Consider the following 19858-nt stretch of genomic DNA (forward strand, 5'->3'; position numbering starts at 1 on the left):
GAATCTTGGAAGATCTTCGTCCCGCAGCACATCATTAGGTGGCTATGCCGCATGGGGGTGTCAAGAGTGCGAAAAACCCCTGTGAATTGGGCTTATTCCAAAGTCTCGACCGAAAGCGGAAGGGCCGCCGAACATGGTTCAGCGGCCCTTCCGGGACAATTCTCAGGGTTCCCGCGCCGGTATCAGGCGCTGGCGCTGGACTCTTCCTTGGCCCGGTCCGCGTAGATGTACAGCGGACGTGCCGTTGCCTCGACGACTTCGCGGGAAATGACGACTTCCTCGACGCCTTCGAGGCCCGGAAGATCGAACATCGTCTCGAGCAGGATGCTTTCCAGGATCGAACGCAGTCCACGTGCGCCGGTCTTGCGTTCGATGGCCTTGCGGGCCACCGCGCCGAGAGCCTCGTCCGCGAAGGTGAGTTCGACATTCTCCATTTCGAACAGGCGCTGATATTGCTTCACCAGCGCGTTCTTCGGATCGGTCAGGATCTTCTTCAGCGAAGCCTCGTCCAGATCCTCCAGCGTCGCCACAACCGGCAGACGGCCGACGAACTCCGGAATGAGACCATACTTCAGCAAGTCCTCAGGCTCGACGTGACGGAAGATTTCGCCCGTGCGGCGATCTTCGGGTGCCAGAACCTGAGCGGCGAAGCCGATCGACGTGGTGCGGCCACGTCCCGAAATGATCTTTTCGAGGCCGGAGAACGCACCACCGCAGATGAACAGGATGTTGGTCGTGTCCACCTGCAGGAACTCCTGCTGCGGATGCTTGCGGCCACCCTGCGGCGGCACGGAAGCCACGGTGCCTTCCATGATCTTGAGCAGCGCCTGCTGCACGCCCTCGCCCGACACATCGCGGGTGATCGACGGATTGTCGGACTTGCGCGAAATCTTGTCGATTTCGTCGATGTAGACGATGCCGCGCTGCGCACGCTCGACGTTGTAGTCGGCCGCCTGCAACAGCTTCAGGATGATGTTCTCGACGTCCTCGCCGACATAACCGGCTTCGGTCAGCGTCGTCGCGTCAGCCATGGTGAACGGCACGTCGAGAATGCGCGCCAGCGTCTGCGCCAGCAACGTCTTGCCCGAACCCGTAGGACCGATCAGCAGGATGTTCGACTTCGCAAGCTCAACGTCGTTGTGCTTGGTCTGGTGATTGAGGCGCTTGTAGTGGTTGTGAACCGCGACCGAGAGCACCTTCTTGGCGTGCTGCTGACCGATCACGTAGTCGTCCAGAACCTTGCAGATTTCCTTCGGCGTCGGAATGCCGTCGCGCGACTTCACGAGCGAGGACTTGTTCTCTTCGCGGATGATGTCCATGCACAGTTCGACGCACTCATCGCAGATGAATACGGTCGGGCCCGCAATCAGCTTGCGGACCTCATGCTGGCTCTTCCCGCAGAACGAGCAATAGAGAGTGTTCTTCGAATCGCTCGTACCGACCTTGCTCATTCCAATCTCCGTCCGCCGCTCGATCTTGTCCTAGGGGCTTGCCCCATCCCGGCACACGCCGGTACGACGTGTAGATAGGAGCAAAAACCGTACCAAAAAAGACCCATCACTCCAGTTACCGTGCGAATCACGGTTCAATCGAATCCCCGCTCATCAGGCCCTAGCCAACCATGCTGACACCCGACTATCAAGAATTCGCTAATCGCTGAACCACCCAACTCCGTGATCTGGGCGCAATTTTGCGCCTTTTAAGGAGCTCTTGGGGTCGAATTCATTGCAGCGTTGCGGGAATGACACGGGATAACCCGCTGCGGAACTCCGCCGGGGCCTGACGGAGGGCTGCTAGGAGCCGAGCATCCCCTTGAGACCGGTGTAAATCGACCCCGCGGCGGTCGACAAAATGCCCAGCAGCGGCCCGGCGGTCTTGATCAGATCCTGGATAATCCGCGCGCGACGCCGAAGCTGGTCGTCACCGGCATAGGGGCCCAGCACCCGCGCGATCCGATAGGCCGCCGCGTTCGGCCGGTCCCCCTGCGACAGCGAACTGGCAAGAAGCTGCAGGATCAGGATAGCGAGAATGTTGCCGGTCACGAAGGCGAGCGCGATGCTCGCGGAATATTCCAGCACCTCGCGCCACTCGACCCATGGCCCCGGGAGAATCGGGACGTGATCGTTGAGGCCGGTGACGGTCAGCATGCAGAACACGCTGAGCAGCGCGGTCAGGATTCCGACAATCGCCGCGCCGCGCACCCCGACCTTTTGAATGATGTGGATAGCCACCCCGAACGGCAACGGGATCAACACAGACGCGATGCGCAGATACACCGGCGACACATTGAACACGATCGTGACCAGAACATGCGTCGCCACCAACAGGACCGCCGGGATCAGGATGTAGGCGATGCTGTGAACCGCGAAGGACCTGACCGGATGCCGCCGCCGGTAGAGTTTCGCTTTGACGCTGTCGAATTCGTGCCGCAGCTTCTCGAGGTCTTCGACAATCCCTTCGACTTCGAGCAGCACCGGGCGCACCACCCGCAGATCGCGCGAGCAATGCTTGCAGACGAGGACTTCGTCTTTGACTTTTTCCGCGCAAAAAGGGCACTCCATCAGAATGCCCGAATGTTTGACGTGACGGCTGCGCGCGGTATGGACATCTCAGCGCCGCCGCAAGGAGATGCGCTGGCGGCGCCGAAGCGTTTCGAGTTCCGCCTTTGCGCTTGCGAGTTCCTCGCGCACCGCTTCCCGCTTGAGGAGAAGCTCATCGCGCTCCGCAATCAATGACGCGGGAACCGCGATGTCGCGCGCGCATGAACTGCAGACGAGCGCTTGCGGGACGACGGGTTGTGCGCAGAAGGGGCAATCGGCCGGCATGCGGCTCAGGGTGCGATCTTGAGCGTGAAGCTGGTGCTGGCGGCGCGGCCGTCGGAGTCCTTCACATCCACGCGAATGAGATGGTCGCCGGGCGGCAACTCGGCTCCGGGCATATCGATGCCGGTCGGCTGCACGAAGGGTTTCAGCCGCGGCGTCAGATCGACGGCCGGGTTCTTCATGTAGGTGACTTTGAGAGAGTCCGTGTCGATCTTGGCGCCGCCGAAGGATTCGAACTTGAGCTGCAGCCGCATCGGCGACTGCGCGGCGTCGGAGCCGACATAGGCGACCTTGGGGCCGCGCGTAATTCCGCGGCTGGCAACCGCCACCGCGCCTTTCGGCGGCGGCAGTTTTGCTTCGTCCGCGGAGATGAGGACCGTACCGGCCTTCACCGGCGACGAGGCCAGAACAACAATGCCGGTGGTTAAAATCAACGCCCGCAAAAGAGAACGCCGCATCTGGAAATCTCCCTAACCGCAATGCCGCAAGACTACAGCACGGCAATGTTCTCCGAAAGCCGCTTGCAGCAGTTTCCTTAACGTCCGCCGCCGTCGCCGATGATCGAATAAGGAGCCCAGAACAGCGGGTGCGCATAGGCAAACTCGGCTTTTCCGTCCGAGCCGACGTAGCCCGGCCCGTCCGCAAGCGCCATCATGGCCTGCCGCAGCGCCTCCCCGCGCGTCAGCTTGGGATCGTCCGCCTGCCGCTTGAACAAATCGGTCACCAGTTCGCGGGCCGACTGCGAGTGCACCGACCAGTTCGTCACAAGCAGCGCGCGCGTCCCCGCATAGAAGAACGCGCGGCCCAGACCGGATGCCGCCTCCGCTCCCGCGCCTGCCCCGGCTGCGGTGTTACAGGCGGACAGCACCACCCAATCCGCATCGAGCTTCAGCGACAGGATTTCCTCCATTGTCAGCAGCCCGTCGCCGCTGGAATCCGACAGCGTGGGCGCTGACAGCGCCAGCGCCGGTTGTGTCAGGCCGTCCAGTTCGCCCGGCACCAGCCCGTGAGTGGCGAAGGCGACGATCTTGAACCCCGAAAGGTCCATCGACTTCACCTTGCTCTCGTTGGCCTCCTTGCCGAGGTTGAGCACCTTGGTGGGATCGGCCTGCAACGCGAGCGCGATGGAGGTCAGTTCGTCGGACGTATCCGGCAGACGTGGCAATTGTCCGAGCTGCGCGCTGTCGACGCCCTCGAGCTGCGGGCTGTTGCGCCGCTTCAACGGCACGCCGCGGGTGACGTTCGATGCGTCGGCGACCTGGATCAGCTTGTCGGTCTTGGCCGCGTCGTCCGCTTGCTCCTTGCTGAAATACGGATCGCCGAATGCAATCAGATCCTGCCGCGACGCCTTGCCCGGCGGCAGCTTGCGCAAGGTCTGCAATGCGGAGGCCGACGGCACCAGCGTGACGGCGTGCGTCCGCGCCAGCCACGGAACATTGCGATAGCTCGCAAACAGCGGATCGTCGTCCGTCTTCACCTCGGCCGCCGCGGTCGGCAACAGCGACAGCGGCAACAGGCCGAGCGCGCCGTTGGTCACGACGATCAGGCTCTTCGCCGGCTTCCAGCTGCTTTCAAGCGGCTTCAGCAACTGATCGTACAACTGCGACGCCAGCTTCACATCGAAAGCGGGAATGTCCGAGATCATCGCAGCCTTCGGCTCCAGCGCCTCGCGCAGCTTGGTCACGGTGGCATTCAGGTCGCCGAGCGACATCTTGATCCGCGCGAACTGCACGGGCATGTCCTTGCGCACCACCCAGACGAAACTGTCGAAGCGGCCGAAGTAGAACGACAGCAGCGCCTCGTCGCCCGTCAGTTGCTTTTGCAGGTCGCTCGCATTCGGCGGCGGCGGATTGACCAGATTGCCGTAATCCGGAAACTTCTTCGCGATGTCCTTGAGCGTCTGCGCGCGCGATGCCTGCAACGCCGCGATCTGCGCCTGTGTCGCCTTCAGCGCCTTGTCCTCGCGTTCCGCCGGCGGCAGGGCCAGGAGGTTGTTCAGCGTGGCGACAGCCGCACCGATCTGCTTTTCGCCGTCCTGCGATGCGCGCATCAGTTTCGCGAGTTCAGGGTTGCTGGTCGACGCACGGGCCGACGAGGCCTGCAACGCACGCTGCACGGATTGTCCGCGCAGCAGATCGGCGTAGCTGAAAGTTTCCTCGGCGACATTTGCCGGAGCAGCAGCCGGATTGAGTGCCAGCGTGCGGAGATAACCTTCGACGACGAAACGAACGCGGCCTTCGCGCGCCGCCGCCGTCGACCCGCTGTCGTCATCGCTGCCGCCGGATGCGGTCTGCAGAACCGGGATCGACTCCTTGAACGCCTGCAGCGCCTCGGGTGTGCGGCCCTTGCGCGCCAGCGTCACGGCGTAATAGCCGCGCGCCACCGCCGTGTTCAAACTTTTGTCGCCGGAGCGCGCTTTTTCGCGCTCGTAGGAGCGTTGCGCAATTTCAAGCGCGTTGTCGAAATTGCCCTGCGTCAGCATGATGGAGACACGGGCGAGACCGCCGCTCACGTTCTCGCGGCGCGACGGTTCCCACTTCGCCGTCCAGACGTCCACTTGATCGTAGAGTTTCGTCGCCTCTTCGTACTTGCGTTCGAGGTTCAAAATCTGCGCGAGGAAGACATTGGCGTTGACCAGCTGGCCGGAGTCGTCGGCGTAGCCGAGTCCTTTGTAGATGTTGATGACTTCCCTCTGAAGCTGCTCGGCTTCCGCGTAACGGCCTTGCTCCTGGATGACGTAGACGAACACCCCCAGAATGCCTGCGGTATCGGCATGGAATTTTCCCGATTTGCTGAGCCGGCTGAGAAGCGCGCGGCGCACATCCGCCTCGCCTTCACCAACCCGTCCCTGCTTGACCTTGGTGCGGCCTTCCAGCGCGAGCGCCCAATCGGCCGACCGTTCGATCTGTCCTTCCGGCGGCTGGGTTTCCCATTTCGGAAGCGTTGCGAGCGAACTCGTATAAAAAACGGACGCCTTGCGATAAGCCGCTTCGGCGTCAGCAAACCGCCCCCGGGCCTCGGCAACGCGCGCGTTGCCGTCTTCCACGATGGCCTGCCAGTTCATGCCGTAGATCGGGAACACCGGCCATCGCTGTGCCTCGGCCAGCAGCGAGCGGTTGCGCGCGGCGTAGCTTTCCGCGGTGTTGGTGTCGCCGTTCCGGATGTAACCCAGGGTCTGGATGTATTGCAGAACGAACAGTCTGCCTTTCGACTGGTTGGCGAATGCCGCCGACTGCTTCAGCAGCAACGCATTGGCGCGCTTGTGCTGCCCCGCATCCCGCAGGTGACGCATCAGGAACGACTCATAGCGGCTGCCTTCAGTCTTGTAGTCGCCGCCCTGCCCGTTGCTGACCGCCAGTTCGGAGTCCGCCAGCGCCGCTTCCGAACGGCCAAGCAGTGTTCGTGCCTGCGCGCGCTTGTAGTGGAAGTCCGCAAGCGCCCCGCCTTTCAGACCCGCCGGGACCGGCGCATCCGCGGTTGCGGTCAATTCCGCGATCTTGGCGGGGTCCGGCTTCTGCTGGTCGAGGATGGCCGTAATGTCGGACACCGAGCGCGGCGGAGCGACCAGCGTGGTGTTCTCTTTCGCGAGTTTCGCGCCGGCGGCGAGGTCCTCGGCCTTCGGAGCGGATATCTTGGCGGCGTCGTTCAGCGCCGCCTTCGGGCGGGCAGCCATCATCGCATTGCGCACGCACGGCGTGGCGGCAGCCTTCGCCCGCGCCATGCACGCCTCATGGGGGCCGCCGCCCTGCTTGCACGCCATGTAGGTGGGCCGGCCGATGGAATTGCGGCACTGCTCCCGGGCCTGTTCGAGTTCAAGGGCGGAAGCCGGAAGCCCGGTGATGACCGACAGAAACGAAACGATAAACGCGGCCACGCCGACTGTTGTGCGTGTCATGACGGATGCTCCCGGACGTTTTCATTCTCATCGAAAATGGTGTGCCCGGAGCGCAATGGATGCCGTCAAAAAAATAAGGATCGCAATAAACGACGGGTCCAGCAGTCCCGGATCAATGGCAATAATTAGCCGCCAAGAACGGCAACCGGTCAAGACCGGCGCGCGGGCGGAACCCTAAAAAGCGTTCGCATTCACCAAAGCGGGTGACGGCACCCTCATGCAAAAACGGACGCCCTTGAGGGGCGTCCATCTTATTCGCAACCAGGCCGGGAATTCGCGTTACGGCAGCTTCGGCGTCGCTTCCTCGGCGCGCTTGTCGATCACCTTATCGACCAGGCCGAAGTCCTTCGCCATCTCGGCGGTCAGGAACTTGTCGCGCTCCAGCGCATCCTCGATCGCCTGGTAGCTCTGGCCGGTGTGCTTGACGTAGATTTCGTTCAGACGCTTCTTCAGGTTCAGGATTTCCTGCGCGTGCAGCATGATGTCGGTCGCTTGGCCCTGGAAACCGCCCGACGGCTGGTGGACCATGATCCGCGAGTTCGGCAGCGAGAAGCGCATGTCCTTCTCACCGGCGGCCAGCAGGAGCGACCCCATCGACGCCGCCTGCCCGGTGCACAGGGTCGAGACCGGCGGACGGATGAACTGCATGGTGTCGTAGATCGCGAGGCCCGATGTCACCACGCCGCCCGGCGAGTTGATGTACATCGAGATTTCCTTCTTGGGATTCTCGGCTTCCAGAAACAGGAGCTGCGCGACGACCAGCACCGACATGCCGTCCTCGACCGGTCCGGTCACGAAAATGATGCGCTCTTTCAGCAGGCGCGAAAAAATGTCGTAGGCCCTCTCGCCGCGATTGGTCTGCTCGACCACCATCGGCACGAGGTTCATGTAGGTTTCAACGGGATCGCGCATTGTTCACCTGAAGGTTGGCGGAGGCAGCCGGCCGGAATGCCTCGTGATGCAGAAGGGTTGGACACTACACATATGGACCGATAAGGCGGCCACAAGAGCGAAAGGCAACCCGAAGTGGCGGGAGTTGAAGCTGATTCGGCCAAGCACGCAAAGCAGCGCGGACGCGCCGCACTGCTCATTTCGGTCATATCGTTAATGCGGCCCCAATCCCCTTACCGGAAATCGGGGATCGCAATCAGGCGGCGGTCTTGTCGTCTTCTTCCTTGAGCAGGTCGTCGCGCGTCACCTGCTTTTCGGTGACATTCGCAAGCTCAAGAATGAAGTCGACGACCTTGTCCTCGTAGATCGGCGCGCGAAGCTGCGCCAGCGCGTTGGGATTGCTGCGATAGAAATCCCAGATTTCCTTTTCGCGGCCCGGCGACTGGCGCGCACGGTCGATCAGCGCGCGGCTGACTTCATCGTCGGTGACGGTGATCTTGTTCTTCTCGCCGATCTCCGAGAGCACGAGGCCGAGGCGAACGCGGCGGTCTGCGATCTTCTCGTATTCCGCCTTGGCGGCTTCCTCGGTGGTGTTCTCGTCGGCGAAGCTCTTGCCCGAGGATTCCATTTCAGACTTGATGGAATTCCACATCAGCTTGAACTCTTCCTCGACCAGCGAGGGCGGCGGACCGAACTTGTGTGCGTCGTCGAGCTTGTCGAGCAGCACGCGCTTCACGCGCTGGCGCGACGCGCCAGCGAACTCGGCGACCAGACGTTCGCGCATCGCCTCTTTCAGCTTGTCGAGCGATTCCATGCCGAGCGTCTTGGCGAACTCTTCATCGATCTTGACTTCCTGCGGCGCTTCGATGGCGCTGGCAGTGGTTTCAAACTCGGCGTCCTTGCCGGCCAGGTTCGCAGCCGCATAGTTCTTCGGGAACGACGCCTTGATGGTGCGCGTTTCGCCGGAAGCGATCCCGATCAGCTGGTCCTCGAAGCCCGGAATGAAGGTGTTCGAGCCGATCACGACCTGAATGCCCTCGCCGGTGCCGCCGTCGAACAGCTCACCGTCGATGCTGCCCTTGAAAGCCACCGTGACGCGGTCGCCGGATTCGGCCTTGGCGCCGTCTGCCTTCGCGGCATACGGGCGGCTCTGCTCGGCGATGCGCTTCAGCGCCTCATCGATGTCGGCATCGGTGACAGTCGCCACCGGCTTTTCGACGTTGAAGCTCTTGAAGTCGGCCAGTTCGATCGCAGGCACGACCTCGATCGCGACCGAATAGTTCAGGTCGGACTTGCCGTCGAGGATCGCTTCGATTTCCTTTTCCTCGGTCGGCATGGTGACCTTGGGTTCGGTCGCGAGACGGAAGCCGCGCTCCGTGAAGATTCCGGAGTTGGTGTCGCGGATCAGCTGCTCGACGGTCTCGGCGGCAACGGAGCGGCCATAAACTTTCTTGAGATGCGCGACGGGCACCTTGCCGGGACGGAAACCGTTGAGCTTCACCTTGTCCTTCATGTCGACAAGCCGGGCATCCACCTTGGCATCGATATCCGACGCGGGAACGCTGACCTTGAACTCGTGCTTCAATCCCTCGGCGAGGGTTTCTGTGACCTGCATGGCGTCAATCTTCTTCCGGCTTGACCCGGCGTCGCCGGGTCGTTGTCAATCTGTTGGACACAAAGCCATTCGGCAGCAGAGCCGTTCGGCATGTATCGGTGGCACGGCGGACACGTTCCCGACGGAAACGTCTCCTCCAGAATACTTGCGCAAACGAATTTCGCGCTTGGTGCGGGCGGAGGGACTCGAACCCCCACAACTTTCGTCACTGGAACCTAAACCCAGCGCGTCTACCAGTTCCGCCACGCCCGCGCAGCGCACATCTTCAGTCCAGCGGCACAGCCGCGAGCGGCGGGCTTATAACATGAGGCAACTGCTTCGCAGCAAAAAAATGGCTTTCGCAACGCGGCCTTAGGGCGCGCTTGGAGGTCCCGCGCGGCGACCAAGCGCCCGCTGGACAGCCGGGATCAAAAATGGTCCGCATAGCCCATGACAAATCGGGTTTTTTCGCCGTCGCGGCGGGCAATACTGGCCGGACTGGGAGGAATCGCCCTCACCTCCGGGCTGCGGCTGCCGGCCTTTGCTCAGGGACAAGCATTGGCTCAGGCGGGTCAGACGCTGGCGCTACGCGCCCGGCCGGGAACCATGTCGCTCGGCGCAGGGCTCCCCCCGAGCCAGGTCTGGACGCTCGAGGCAGCCAACGCCGGCGCGTTCCGGTTCGCCAGGGGCGACCTTGCGGTTACGCTTTCAAATGAACTCCCTGCCCCTATCATCTTGAACTGGCTCGGAATCGACGGCGCGCAGGCCATCGCCCCGCTCACGGTGCAAGCGCCGGTGCCACCGAACGGGCGGGCGTCGTTCGTCCTGCCGCTGCGGCAACCGGGAACCTTTCTGGCCAGCGCGCAGCTTCTTGGCGACACCGCTGCCCGACCGATCGCGGGTCGGGCGCTCATCGTTGACGACAACCCGCCGCTCGCCGTGGACCGCGACGAGGTTTTGCTGATCGAGGAATGGCGGCTGAAGCCCGACGGCAGTTCGATTCCATCGGGGAACAACCCCGAAGGCAGCACCGCGGCCTTCACCGTCAACGGCAAGCCGAGCCTCGACATCACTGCGAAGGTCAACGAGCGGCTGCGCCTGCGCTTCGTCAACGGCAGTCCGCGCTCCCCCGTCGGCATCAAAATCGAGAATCACGACGTGCGGGTGATGGCGATCGACGGCGCGCCCGCCGAACCTTTTCCCGCGCGCGACGGCCAGATCGTGCTCGCGCCGGGATCGCGGATCGATGCTTTTATCGATGCAACGCGTGCACCGGGCACGATCTCGCAGATCGTCATGCATGACGGCACTGCGCCGCGAACCATCGCACGGCTGGTAATGTCGAACGACGCACCGCTCCGTGCCGCACCGTTGCCGCCTGCGGCGGCGTTTCCTCCGGGCAATCTTCCGGCACGCCTCAACCTGCAAGGCGCGCTGCGCTCGGACCTGTCGCTCGATCCGAAGGCGCAGTGGACCACGCCTGGCGATCTCAACGCCTCCACCGCGCCGGTCTATCGCGTCAAGCGCGGACGCACCGTCGTGATGGCGATCACGAATCCCGCCGCCAGTCCCGTGGTGTTCCGCCTGAACGGTCACCACTTCCGCCTGCTCGACCGGCTCGATGACGGCTGGAAACCGTTCTGGCTCGACACGCTGATGATCGACAAGAGCCAGACCCAGCGCATCGCGTTCGCGGCGGACCATGCCGGACAATGGCTGATGGAGGCCACCGCGCTGAACTGGGCCGCGCCGAAACTGGTGCGCAGTTACGCGGTGGAGTAGCGCCCGCTAGAGCCCTTGGACCAGCAGGCCGATGGTATCCGCGCCCGCGATCCGGTCTTTGGAAATTTCCTGATAGCCGGGCGAATCCAGAAAGCTCCTCGCCTGCGCCTCGTCGGCAAACGACATCACCACAACCTTGTCGCGTGTCCATTCGCCATCGATAACAACAGGTTTCTCGTCCGCGGCCAGCAGCCTGCCGCCGGAGTCCTTGAACACGTCGAAGAACTTCGCCTGATACTTGCGATAGCGTTCCTCGTTCGTGAATTTCAACTGAGCGATCACGTAAACGGCCACCCCGGCCTCCTCATCCACTTCATGCAATGGATCAGGAGTAGCGAATGCCGGTCCGCTTTCGCAGAACTATCGACACCATTTATGAAGCGATCCCGCGCCCATCGCCTCAGTAAGCAATCCCAAGCTCGTCGTAGAGATTTCGCAGCACCGCCGGCAGCATATCGGGAAGATCTTCCGCAATCAGTCCCGGACCGAACTCATGCGCGGCCTCGCCGTGCATCCATGCGCCGATGCATGCCGCCTCGAACGCCGGCACGCCCTGCGCCAGCATTCCGCCGAGGATTCCCGCCAGCACATCACCGGATCCCGCCGTCGCAAGCCACGGCGGCGCGTTGGCTGTGATGGCCGCGCGGCCGTCGGGCGCCGCGATCACCGTGTCGGCGCCCTTGAGCAACACCACCGCGCCGGATGCTTGCGCGGCTAGGCGCGCCTGTTCGAGTTTTGAATGATCTGGATCAGTAGCATTCAAGCCTTTGAATAGCCGTCCAAATTCACCCGTATGCGGGGTGAGGACAACCTGTGGATTGCGCTGGTTTTTGATCGCCGCAAATAGCCGCTCCGGATCGCCCGCGAAGCTCGTCAGCGCATCGGCATCGAGGACCAGAGCGCGTTGCGCGGACAATGCCGCCTGCACCAGCCCGCGCGTGCGCTCACCGACACCGGCTCCTGGCCCGATCACGCAGACATTGAACCGCTTGTCGGAAAGAAGTTCGGTAAACTGCTGCGGCGTTTCCGTCTCGCGCACCATCACCGCCGTCAGCGCCGCGGCATTCACCGCGAGCGCATCGCGCGGCGACGCCACCGTCACCAGCCCCGCGCCCGCGCGCAACGCCGCGCGCGCCGCGAGACGCGCAGCGCCTGTCGAGATCACATCGCCCGACGCGACCACCGCATGTCCGCGCGCGTACTTGTGGCCGTCGATCTGCGGCGACGGAAACGTATCGGCCCACAGGTCCGGCACGTTTTCGTATGTGACGGGCGCGATCTCGTCGAGCACGCCCGTGTCGATCCCGATGTCCGCGACATGAACCTCGCCGCAATGGACGCGCCCCGGCAACAGCAGGTGACCCGGCTTGCGGGTAAAGAACGTCGCGGTCGCGGATGCTTCAACGGCGACGCCCATCACCGCGCCGGTGTCACCGTTGATGCCGCTCGGCAGATCGACGCTCAGGATCGGAACGCCGCTCGCGTTCATCGCCTCGATCATCGCATGAGGGTCGCCCTTCACCGGGCGGTTGAGCCCCGCGCCGAACAGCGCATCGATAATCAGATTGGGCGTGCCGATGGCGGCCGGATCGCAGGGCAGCACCGGCCCTTTCCATTCCGCCGCCGCCAGCGCGGCATCGCCGGTCAATGTCGCGCGGTCGCACAGCAGGATCACCGACACCTCGCGCCCGCGCGCGGCGAGTTCGGCCGCCGCGATGAAGCCGTCGCCGCCATTGTTGCCGCGGCCCGCCACCACCAGGATCGGCCCCTGCCCGGACATCGACTCGGCGACCATCGCAACCGCCTGCCCGGCCCGGCGCATCAGGGCGAAGCCGGGCATGCCGTTCGCGATGGTGATCTGGTCGGCGCGCGCCATCTCGGAAACGGTCAGAACTTCCATTGCCAATTGCCTGTTCGGTTCGCCTCATCCTGAGGCAATGTGGGTGCCAGAGCGCCGATCTGAGCGGCTAATTTATGAGCAATTGCCTCTTTTGCAGGCTCTCGCGGTGTTCGAGCGCGCCGTACAATGAGGCAATCGCCCCGCTAACAATCTGACAACACTTGGGAATCCAACCTCTTAATAAATTGGCACGGACCCTGCTTTTAGCGCGATAACCTGGTTTCGTCGTGCTCACCGCCGGATGCGCGGGGAGTTCGGCTTTTTTTGCCGCACAGCCTGAGGCACGCGGCCCGGAAAGAGACGGTTCATACCGCGGAACAGGCTCCGTACGCGAAATCAGGTGCGCAACACCGCGCGATATGGAAATAGACGTGCAACAATTGGAAGTGCCGGGAGACGCTCAGTGAAAAAGATCGAAGCCATCATCAAGCCCTTCAAGCTCGACGAGGTGAAAGAGGCACTTCAGGAAGTCGGAATTCAAGGCATCACCGTTACCGAGGCCAAGGGCTTCGGGCGGCAGAAGGGCCACGCCGAGCTTTACCGCGGCGCGGAGTACATCGTGGACTTCCTGCCCAAGGTCAAAATTGAGATTGTGATTGGCGACGATCTTGTCGAAAAAGCCATCGACGCCATCCGGCGCGCCGCGCAGACCGGCCGCATCGGCGACGGCAAGATCTTCGTGTCCAACATCGAAGAGGCCATCCGCATCAGAACGGGAGAGTCCGGCCTCGACGCCATTTAAGCCTGACCGCCTCGCCTCTCGGCAGCGTCACGTTCGCCGGACCCGACCGGCATCCGGATGCCGCCCTCCACGAACGACCAGCACACCTCGACTGAAAATCCACGACTGAAATCACGACTAAAATCCACGACGACAAACACCAGACCAAGCAGACATAAGGGGTATTCATGAAGACCGCCAAAGACGTCCTCAAGTCGATCAAGGACAACGACGTAAAATACGTCGACCTGCGTTTCACCGATCCGCGCGGCAAGTGGCAGCACGTCACGTTCGACATCTCGATGATCGACGAAGACATCTTTGCCGAAGGCACGATGTTCGACGGCTCATCGATTGCGGGCTGGAAGGCGATCAATGAATCCGACATGACGTTGATGCCCGATCCGACCACCGCGACGATCGATCCGTTCTTCGCCGAGACCACCATGGTCATCGTCTGCGACATTCTCGAGCCGTCGACCGGCGAGCCCTACAACCGCGACCCGCGCGGCATCGCCAAGAAGGCCGAAGCCCAGGTCAAGGCGATGGGCGTCGGCGACACCGTGTTCGTCGGCCCGGAAGCCGAGTTCTTCGTGTTTGACGACGTGCGCTTCCAGACCACGCCGTACAACACCGGCTTCAAGCTGGACTCGTCCGAACTGCCGACCAACTCGGACACCGAGTATGAAGGCGGCAACCTCGGCCACCGCATCCGCACCAAGGGCGGCTACTTCCCCGTTCCGCCGCAGGACTCGGTGCAGGACATGCGCTCGGAAATGCTGGGCTCGATGGCCCGCATGGGCGTCAAGGTCGAGAAGCATCACCACGAGGTCGCTTCCGCCCAGCACGAACTCGGCATGAAGTTCGACACGCTGACCCACATGGCCGACCAGATGCAGGTCTACAAGTACTGCATCCATCAGGTCGCGCACATCTACGGCAAGACCGCCACCTTCATGCCGAAGCCTGTGTATGGCGACAACGGCTCGGGCATGCACGTCCACCAGTCGATCTGGAAGGACGGCAAGCCGACCTTCGCCGGCAACAAGTACGCCGACCTCTCCGAGACCTGCCTCCACTACATCGGCGGCATCATCAAGCACGCCAAGGCCATCAACGCCTTCACCAACCCGTCGACCAACTCCTACAAGCGTCTGGTCCCGGGCTATGAAGCGCCGGTGCTGCTCGCCTACTCGGCGCGCAACCGTTCGGCCTCCTGCCGCATCCCCTACACCACCAACCCGAAGGCCAAGCGCGTCGAAGTGCGTTTCCCCGATCCGATGGCCAATCCGTATCTCGCCTTCGCTGCGATGCTGATGGCCGGCCTCGACGGTATCAAGAACAAGATCGATCCGGGTCCGGCGATGGACAAGGACCTGTACGACCTGCCGAAGGAAGAACTGAAGACCATTCCGACGGTCTGCGGCTCGCTCCGTGAGGCGCTGGAAAATCTCGACAAGGACCGCGCGTTCCTGAAGGCCGGCGGCGTGTTCGACGATGACTTCATCGACAGCTTCATCGAACTGAAGATGACCGAGGTCGAGCGGTTCGAAATGACCCCGCATCCGATCGAGTTCGAGATGTACTACTCGCTGTAAGCAGAACTCAGCTTACGCAAACGAAAAGGCGCTCCGAAAGGAGCGCCTTTTTTGTTATGTCGCTGGACAACGGCGTGATTCACACGTGAATGAACCCGACGCTGACAACAGGATATGCGATGACCTTTGTGCCCGATCACCACCACGCGAACCTTGGCGACGTCACCCTGCATTATGTTACCGCTGGTTCCGGCAGGCCCGTCGTTTTGCTCCATGGCTGGCCGCAGACCTGGTACGCCTGGCGCAAGATCATGCCTGAACTTGCGAAGGACTATTTTGTCATCGCGCCTGACCTGAGAGGCCTCGGCGATTCATCGCGGCCCCTCGGCGGGTTCGACAAGAAGACCATCGGCGCGGACATCGCAAAGCTTCTGAACCTGATCCGGCCTGGCGAGGACGCATTCGTGGTCGGGCATGACTGGGGCGGCCCGGTTGCATTCGCGCTCGCGGCCTATCACCCCGGCCTCGTGAAGAAGCTTGTGATCCTCGACGTGGCGATCCCCGGCGACGGCAGCGGCACGTTCTCGCAGAACGGCCGGCGCTGGCATCACGCGTTTCATCAGACGCTGGACATGCCGGAACAGCTCATTCACGGACGCGAAGACGTCTACTACCGCTGGTTCTATGCGAACTTCGGCTGGGTGCGCGACGCGATCGGCGAAGAGGAGATCGTGGAATATCTGCGCACCTATCGGGATTTCTCCACCCTGCGCACGGGCATGAATTACTACAGGACGCTCAATCAGGACGTCCTCGACAACGAGGCGTTTCTCAAAACGCAGAAGCTTCAGATGCCCATTCTGGCGTTCGGCGGCGCGGACGCGTTCGGGCGCGGCGGCGAAACGCTGTCATCCATGCAGCGCGTGGGGACCAATGTGCGCGGCGGCATCGTTGAAAACTGCGGGCACTGGATTCCCGAGGAGCAGCCGGAGTTTCTCCTGAAGGAACTATCGACATTTTTCCGGGAGTAACCTCGCCGGACACGACGAGTCCCCGGCAACAGCCGGGCAATGACAGCGCAGCGGGATATTCGAAGCGAAGGGCTATCGCCTGCTCTCGCCCGCCTTTGCCCGAGCGCCCGGCGCTGTCTTCTTCCTTGCCTTGGTTGCCGCCGCCTTCTTCTTCGCTTTCTTGTTCTGATTGAACGCGATCGCCGCACGAATCAGATTTTTCAGCGCCGTCGCATCGATCTTGTCACCCTCGAACAGATCGATCGCCCGCCACACCTTGCCTTCAAGACCCGCATTGAAGAGCTTGTCGGGATCGGAAAGGCTCGCGCCGTGGGCGAAGGTCAGCTTTACCTTCTCCTTATGGGCGTTGCCGACCGCGATGATTCCGTCGCGCTCCCACACCGGGCTTCCCATCCATTTCCATTCCTCAATAATTTCCTTGTCGGCCGCGAGGATGGCCTTGCGCACACTGGCGAGCGTTTTGCCGCGCCAGTCGGTGAGTTTCGCAATCAGTTGATCGATCTTGTCCGATGGAGTCATTGGATTACGCCCGCAATTCATCTTCCGGTTTGCGCCGCATGCTGACGACATACGGCAGCGCGAACATGTAGAGACCGCTGAACAATAGCAGGAAGAGCGGCGGCAATGGTGAATAGACCACCCAGGCGGGCGGCGTGTCCAATGACATCGCGACGAAATTAGCGATCACCGTCACGGTGAAAATAATCGACAGCCAGCGGTGGCCCTGCCGGATGGTACTGTTCCAGTTCATGAGAACTCTCCTCTGACTCTAAACTGCATCATTCATTCACGGGCGCTGGTGTGCGGCAGACGTCAATCTGTTCTCGACAACACCTGCTCCAGATTTCCAAAGAACTGCTGCCACCCGTGCCGGGCGCCGCCGAAGGCCTGCTTCTGATCCGGCCGGAAGCCCGATTGTTCCATGCGCAAATGGGTCCCCGTGCGCGTGGGCGTCAGCGTAAAGATCACAACGCTGGTCAGATTGAAGGCCGCATCGTCGTGCGCAAAATTCCAAGTGTAGGACAGCGTCTTGTTCGGTTCGACGGCGAGCACCTCGCAGTCCAGCACGCCGCCCCAGTCTCCACGAAGATTGAAGCTGTGGCCCACGACAGGCTTGAAGTCGTTCTTCATGAGCCACTCCTCGATCAGGTGCGGCTGCGTGAGCGCACGCCAGAGCTTTTCCGGCGGGTGGGAAAACTCACGCTCAACAACAACAGAGAGTGTTTCGGTGCTCATTGATCCATCCTCTTCAGCAAGTCTTCGAGATCATCGAACCGCTTCTCCCAGAAGCCGGCCATCTGACTGGTCCAGTCGATCAGGGGGGCCAACGCGCCGAGCTGCGCGCTGTAATGTGTCTGGCGGCCCTCGTGGCGGTCACGCACCAGCCCGGCCTGCTTCAGAACGCCGAGATGTTTCGAGACGGCCGGCTGCGAGACCTTGGCCCGAACCGTCAGCGCGCTCACCGTCTGTTCTCCGTCGCGGCATAACCGCTCGAAGATCGCCCGCCGGGTCGGGTCGGCGAGCGTTCTGAACAACGTGTCGTGAGCTTTAGACATTTTGAAACCCATAACCTTGTGGTTATGGATTAACGTATAACCATCGAGTTATGCGTTGGTCAAGCGGGAATCCGCGCGCCATGAAAACGACAGCGAATGTAAGCCGGATGGGGTGAAGTGATTTCCCGCCCGGCCCGGAGTCCACGGCTGTGGTCCTCGCAGAAACATTTCGTGATGGGGACACAAATCCCCGCGCTCCGGACCTCTCTTATGTTCAGCACGTCCTGTTCGTGAGGGGCGCTTTCTAGAGGCGTCTTGAGAGCGGAGCAGGATGCGGCGCCTGCACGTGTGTTTCGCAAACACACGCTCGGGAGGCGCGATAAACGCAGCCGGCGCAAGCTGCCTGCGGGGTCACCGTCCGGGCTCACTATGGGGCTCTGCCGTTCGCAGCTGGACGCGGACAGGATGAAGGCGGGGAAATCCCGCCGGATCAGGGCGCACCGCGTCCGTCCTGTCCCGGAAGTACGGTCCTCTCGCCCAAAATCGCCGCAATGGAGCGCCGTGAGGCGATGCGCTTCCGGAGACACGCCGCTTCGCACGCGGTGCCGGGAGCGAAACAAGACAACGTGCGCCTCGCGGCGCTCCATGCCCCTCGCTGTTTTGAGCGGGCAGAACCAAAAGCCCAACTCGCGCATGGCGCGAGGACGAATACGTCTGGCTGTTTGAAAACTGAATCGAAAAGCTACGCCGCCATCGTTTCGCGCGGCTGGTAGATCGCCACATGCTGGCAATGCGCGATCAGCTTCGTGCCGTTCGCGACGATCACGCCGTCCAGCTCCACGAACTTGTGGCCCTTGCGGTCGTAGTTGCCGGTGACCTTCGCGCGCACGGTGAGCTCGTCGTCCACGCCTGCGGTCGCGAGATAGCGGATCGTGCTGCCGACATGAATCCACGGACCGAGAATGGCGTTCTCCATCAGCGCCCAGTTCATCGTCCGCAGCAACATGCCGGTGTGAACGATCTTCTCGTTTGCATAAAGCGGATCGGTTTCGCGGGCGTCGCGCAGGTAATCGGACGCCCCCTGCCCGCCGAGCGTGAACGGCGGAATGGCGAGCCACCTGCCGGCCGCGTAGGTTTTCTCGTCGGCGGGTGCGTTCTTGCCGACGACGGCGGCGTTCTGGAAATCATCGAGCGCAATTTTCGGCATCTCGGACGGCATCGAGGCCACGCCGGTGGCGCAGAGTTCGCCACGGCTCTCCACCTTGATGGCGAGACCGTCGGCGGTTTCCTCCGCCGTGACGACCGAGATCTCACCGTCATACACCGGCTTGAAGAAACGGCCGTCCATCAGCCCGCGTTCCAGAAACGCCCGTCCCCATTTCGCCACCGGCATGTGCGTCATGTAGGCGAACACATCGACACCCGGCACCAGCCCGCCCTGAAATCCGAACCGGCGCGCGACCGAATCGTCGTGCATCTTGTTTTCGGAGTTCTTGGCGAGATTATAGGCATCGACGCTGTAGGGCTTGAGCGCGGTCATAAGTTTCCTCGGCTTGCTCGAATTGCTGCGTTTCTTGCCATAAATGGACCGCAAAGCCGGGGCGAAGACAAGATGCGCCCGCACATGCCTCGCAGTCCGGGTTTCGCGCCTTTCGCTCGCCATTTTGGCTTGGCTGGGGTACCAGCAGCGCAAACCTGAACGGAACCGCCTTGACCCGAACGACCCGCATTTATGTCGATGCCGACGCCTGCCCGGTGAAGGACGAGATTTACCGTGTCGCCGCGCGCCACGGCCTGCCGGTCAGCGTGGTCGCGGGCAATTTCATCCGGGTCCCGAACGACCCAATGATCGAGCGGATTGCCGCAGGCGCGGGCATGGACGCCGCCGACGACTGGATTGCGGAACGCGCGCAAACAGGCGATATCGTCGTCACGTCCGACATCCCGCTCGCGGCGCGTTGCGTCAAGGCGGGCGCGGATGTCATCGCACCGAACGGCAAGCCGTTCTCCGAAGAATCCATCGGCATGACGCTGGCGGTGCGCAACCTGATGACCGACCTGCGCTCCAGCGGCGAAGTCACCGGCGGGCCGCGTTCGTTTTCACCGCGCGACCGCTCCGCGTTCCTGTCGGCCCTCGACCAGACCATCCGCCGCATCCAGCGCGCGCAACAGAAGTAAGAGTACCCCG

The 19858-nt window shown here is 62.4% G+C and carries 19 protein-coding genes and 1 tRNA gene; 6 read left to right on the plus strand and 14 right to left on the minus strand.

Annotation, left to right across the window (positions count from 1 at the left end):
* Positions 1–182: 182 nt before the first annotated feature.
* Both clpX and AC07UB_RS03540 read right to left on the minus strand, forming a co-directional pair.
* Positions 183–1451, minus strand: a complete 1269-nt coding sequence (gene clpX, locus AC07UB_RS03535) for an ATP-dependent Clp protease ATP-binding subunit ClpX (RefSeq protein WP_492789010.1) — start codon at positions 1449–1451, stop codon at positions 183–185.
* A gap of 342 nt (positions 1452–1793) precedes the next feature.
* Positions 1794–2561 (minus strand): hypothetical protein, encoded by a 768-nt coding sequence (locus AC07UB_RS03540; RefSeq protein WP_494652145.1) that lies wholly within the window; start codon positions 2559–2561, stop codon positions 1794–1796.
* Positions 2562–2573: 12 nt separating this feature from the next.
* Here AC07UB_RS03540 and AC07UB_RS03545 point away from each other — a divergent pair, with 12 nt between their 5' ends.
* Positions 2574–2735 (plus strand): hypothetical protein, encoded by a 162-nt coding sequence (locus AC07UB_RS03545; protein WP_494652144.1) that lies wholly within the window; start codon positions 2574–2576, stop codon positions 2733–2735.
* A gap of 95 nt (positions 2736–2830) precedes the next feature.
* On the opposite strand, the gene AC07UB_RS03550 is transcribed toward AC07UB_RS03545, so the two are convergent.
* The 5 genes from AC07UB_RS03550 to AC07UB_RS03570 all read right to left on the minus strand — a co-directional run bounded on the left by AC07UB_RS03550 (position 2831) and on the right by AC07UB_RS03570 (position 9475).
* The gene (locus tag AC07UB_RS03550; protein ID WP_494652143.1) at positions 2831–3280 is read right to left on the minus strand and encodes a hypothetical protein; all 450 of its coding nucleotides are present in this window, start codon (positions 3278–3280) and stop codon (positions 2831–2833) included.
* A gap of 77 nt (positions 3281–3357) precedes the next feature.
* Positions 3358–6717 carry a CHAT domain-containing protein gene (locus tag AC07UB_RS03555; protein ID WP_494652141.1) on the minus strand — a complete coding sequence of 1120 codons (3360 nt, stop codon included), beginning with the start codon at positions 6715–6717 and terminating at the stop codon, positions 3358–3360.
* A gap of 279 nt (positions 6718–6996) precedes the next feature.
* Entirely contained in the window at positions 6997–7629 is a 633-nt protein-coding gene (locus AC07UB_RS03560; protein ID WP_492789005.1) for an ATP-dependent Clp protease proteolytic subunit, read from the minus strand.
* Between the two features lie 235 nt (positions 7630–7864).
* Positions 7865–9223: a trigger factor gene (tig, locus tag AC07UB_RS03565; RefSeq protein ID WP_492789004.1), complete on the minus strand. Its 1359-nt coding sequence runs from the start codon at positions 9221–9223 to the stop codon at positions 7865–7867.
* Positions 9224–9390: 167 nt separating this feature from the next.
* Positions 9391–9475, minus strand: a tRNA-Leu gene (locus AC07UB_RS03570).
* A gap of 177 nt (positions 9476–9652) precedes the next feature.
* On the opposite strand from AC07UB_RS03570, the gene AC07UB_RS03575 reads away from it, so the two are divergent.
* On the plus strand, positions 9653–10984 hold the full coding sequence (locus AC07UB_RS03575; protein ID WP_494652140.1) for a multicopper oxidase family protein: 1332 nt from the start codon (positions 9653–9655) through the stop codon (positions 10982–10984).
* A 6-nt stretch (positions 10985–10990) separates the two neighbouring features.
* On the opposite strand, the gene AC07UB_RS03580 is transcribed toward AC07UB_RS03575, so the two are convergent.
* Positions 10991–11278, minus strand: a complete 288-nt coding sequence (locus AC07UB_RS03580; protein WP_492789002.1) for a DUF1330 domain-containing protein — start codon at positions 11276–11278, stop codon at positions 10991–10993.
* Positions 11279–11384: 106 nt separating this feature from the next.
* Positions 11385–12884 (minus strand): NAD(P)H-hydrate dehydratase, encoded by a 1500-nt coding sequence (locus AC07UB_RS03585; RefSeq protein WP_492789001.1) that lies wholly within the window; start codon positions 12882–12884, stop codon positions 11385–11387.
* A 403-nt stretch (positions 12885–13287) separates the two neighbouring features.
* Here AC07UB_RS03585 and AC07UB_RS03590 point away from each other — a divergent pair, with 403 nt between their 5' ends.
* From AC07UB_RS03590 to AC07UB_RS03600, 3 genes are all read left to right on the plus strand, one after another.
* Positions 13288–13626: a P-II family nitrogen regulator gene (locus AC07UB_RS03590; RefSeq protein ID WP_002712006.1), complete on the plus strand. Its 339-nt coding sequence runs from the start codon at positions 13288–13290 to the stop codon at positions 13624–13626.
* Positions 13627–13793: 167 nt separating this feature from the next.
* The gene (glnA, locus tag AC07UB_RS03595; protein WP_492789000.1) at positions 13794–15203 is read left to right on the plus strand and encodes a type I glutamate--ammonia ligase; all 1410 of its coding nucleotides are present in this window, start codon (positions 13794–13796) and stop codon (positions 15201–15203) included.
* A 119-nt stretch (positions 15204–15322) separates the two neighbouring features.
* Positions 15323–16174 (plus strand): alpha/beta fold hydrolase, encoded by an 852-nt coding sequence (locus tag AC07UB_RS03600; protein ID WP_494652137.1) that lies wholly within the window; start codon positions 15323–15325, stop codon positions 16172–16174.
* Positions 16175–16246: 72 nt separating this feature from the next.
* Here AC07UB_RS03600 and AC07UB_RS03605 read toward each other — a convergent pair whose 3' ends face one another.
* The 5 genes from AC07UB_RS03605 to AC07UB_RS03625 all read right to left on the minus strand — a co-directional run bounded on the left by AC07UB_RS03605 (position 16247) and on the right by AC07UB_RS03625 (position 19210).
* Positions 16247–16693 carry a DUF1801 domain-containing protein gene (locus AC07UB_RS03605; RefSeq protein ID WP_494652135.1) on the minus strand — a complete coding sequence of 149 codons (447 nt, stop codon included), beginning with the start codon at positions 16691–16693 and terminating at the stop codon, positions 16247–16249.
* A 4-nt stretch (positions 16694–16697) separates the two neighbouring features.
* Positions 16698–16925, minus strand: coding sequence for a hypothetical protein (locus tag AC07UB_RS03610; protein WP_494652133.1), 228 nt, complete (start codon positions 16923–16925; stop codon positions 16698–16700).
* A gap of 62 nt (positions 16926–16987) precedes the next feature.
* Complete coding sequence (locus tag AC07UB_RS03615) at positions 16988–17410, minus strand: SRPBCC family protein (protein WP_494652131.1); 423 nt, start codon at positions 17408–17410, stop codon at positions 16988–16990.
* On the minus strand, positions 17407–17730 hold the full coding sequence (locus AC07UB_RS03620; protein ID WP_492792610.1) for an ArsR/SmtB family transcription factor: 324 nt from the start codon (positions 17728–17730) through the stop codon (positions 17407–17409). The genes AC07UB_RS03615 and AC07UB_RS03620 overlap by 4 nt, the downstream gene beginning before the upstream one ends.
* Positions 17731–18412: 682 nt before the next feature.
* Positions 18413–19210 carry a hotdog fold domain-containing protein gene (locus tag AC07UB_RS03625; protein WP_494652129.1) on the minus strand — a complete coding sequence of 266 codons (798 nt, stop codon included), beginning with the start codon at positions 19208–19210 and terminating at the stop codon, positions 18413–18415.
* 170 nt (positions 19211–19380) lie between these two features.
* Here AC07UB_RS03625 and AC07UB_RS03630 point away from each other — a divergent pair, with 170 nt between their 5' ends.
* Positions 19381–19848 (plus strand): YaiI/YqxD family protein, encoded by a 468-nt coding sequence (locus tag AC07UB_RS03630; RefSeq protein ID WP_492788994.1) that lies wholly within the window; start codon positions 19381–19383, stop codon positions 19846–19848.
* The last annotated feature ends 10 nt before the right edge of the window (positions 19849–19858 follow it).

The sequence above is a fragment of the Afipia sp. GW821-FHT04G03 genome, from assembly GCF_059419985.1.

Coding starts and splice junctions, on each gene's coding strand:
- AC07UB_RS03545 (WP_494652144.1), top strand. CDS start 2,574: ATGTTTGACGTGACGGCTGCGCGCGGTATGGACATCTCAGCGCCGCCG.
- AC07UB_RS03605 (WP_494652135.1), bottom strand. CDS start 16,693: ATGACTCCATCGGACAAGATCGATCAACTGATTGCGAAACTCACCGAC.
- glnA (WP_492789000.1), top strand. CDS start 13,794: ATGAAGACCGCCAAAGACGTCCTCAAGTCGATCAAGGACAACGACGTA.
- AC07UB_RS03625 (WP_494652129.1), bottom strand. CDS start 19,210: ATGACCGCGCTCAAGCCCTACAGCGTCGATGCCTATAATCTCGCCAAG.
- AC07UB_RS03615 (WP_494652131.1), bottom strand. CDS start 17,410: ATGAGCACCGAAACACTCTCTGTTGTTGTTGAGCGTGAGTTTTCCCAC.
- clpX (WP_492789010.1), bottom strand. CDS start 1,451: ATGAGCAAGGTCGGTACGAGCGATTCGAAGAACACTCTCTATTGCTCG.
- AC07UB_RS03600 (WP_494652137.1), top strand. CDS start 15,323: ATGACCTTTGTGCCCGATCACCACCACGCGAACCTTGGCGACGTCACC.
- AC07UB_RS03575 (WP_494652140.1), top strand. CDS start 9,653: ATGACAAATCGGGTTTTTTCGCCGTCGCGGCGGGCAATACTGGCCGGA.
- AC07UB_RS03620 (WP_492792610.1), bottom strand. CDS start 17,730: ATGTCTAAAGCTCACGACACGTTGTTCAGAACGCTCGCCGACCCGACC.
- AC07UB_RS03560 (WP_492789005.1), bottom strand. CDS start 7,629: ATGCGCGATCCCGTTGAAACCTACATGAACCTCGTGCCGATGGTGGTC.
- AC07UB_RS03540 (WP_494652145.1), bottom strand. CDS start 2,561: ATGGAGTGCCCTTTTTGCGCGGAAAAAGTCAAAGACGAAGTCCTCGTC.
- AC07UB_RS03585 (WP_492789001.1), bottom strand. CDS start 12,884: ATGGAAGTTCTGACCGTTTCCGAGATGGCGCGCGCCGACCAGATCACC.
- tig (WP_492789004.1), bottom strand. CDS start 9,223: ATGCAGGTCACAGAAACCCTCGCCGAGGGATTGAAGCACGAGTTCAAG.
- AC07UB_RS03610 (WP_494652133.1), bottom strand. CDS start 16,925: ATGAACTGGAACAGTACCATCCGGCAGGGCCACCGCTGGCTGTCGATT.
- AC07UB_RS03550 (WP_494652143.1), bottom strand. CDS start 3,280: ATGCGGCGTTCTCTTTTGCGGGCGTTGATTTTAACCACCGGCATTGTT.
- AC07UB_RS03555 (WP_494652141.1), bottom strand. CDS start 6,717: ATGACACGCACAACAGTCGGCGTGGCCGCGTTTATCGTTTCGTTTCTG.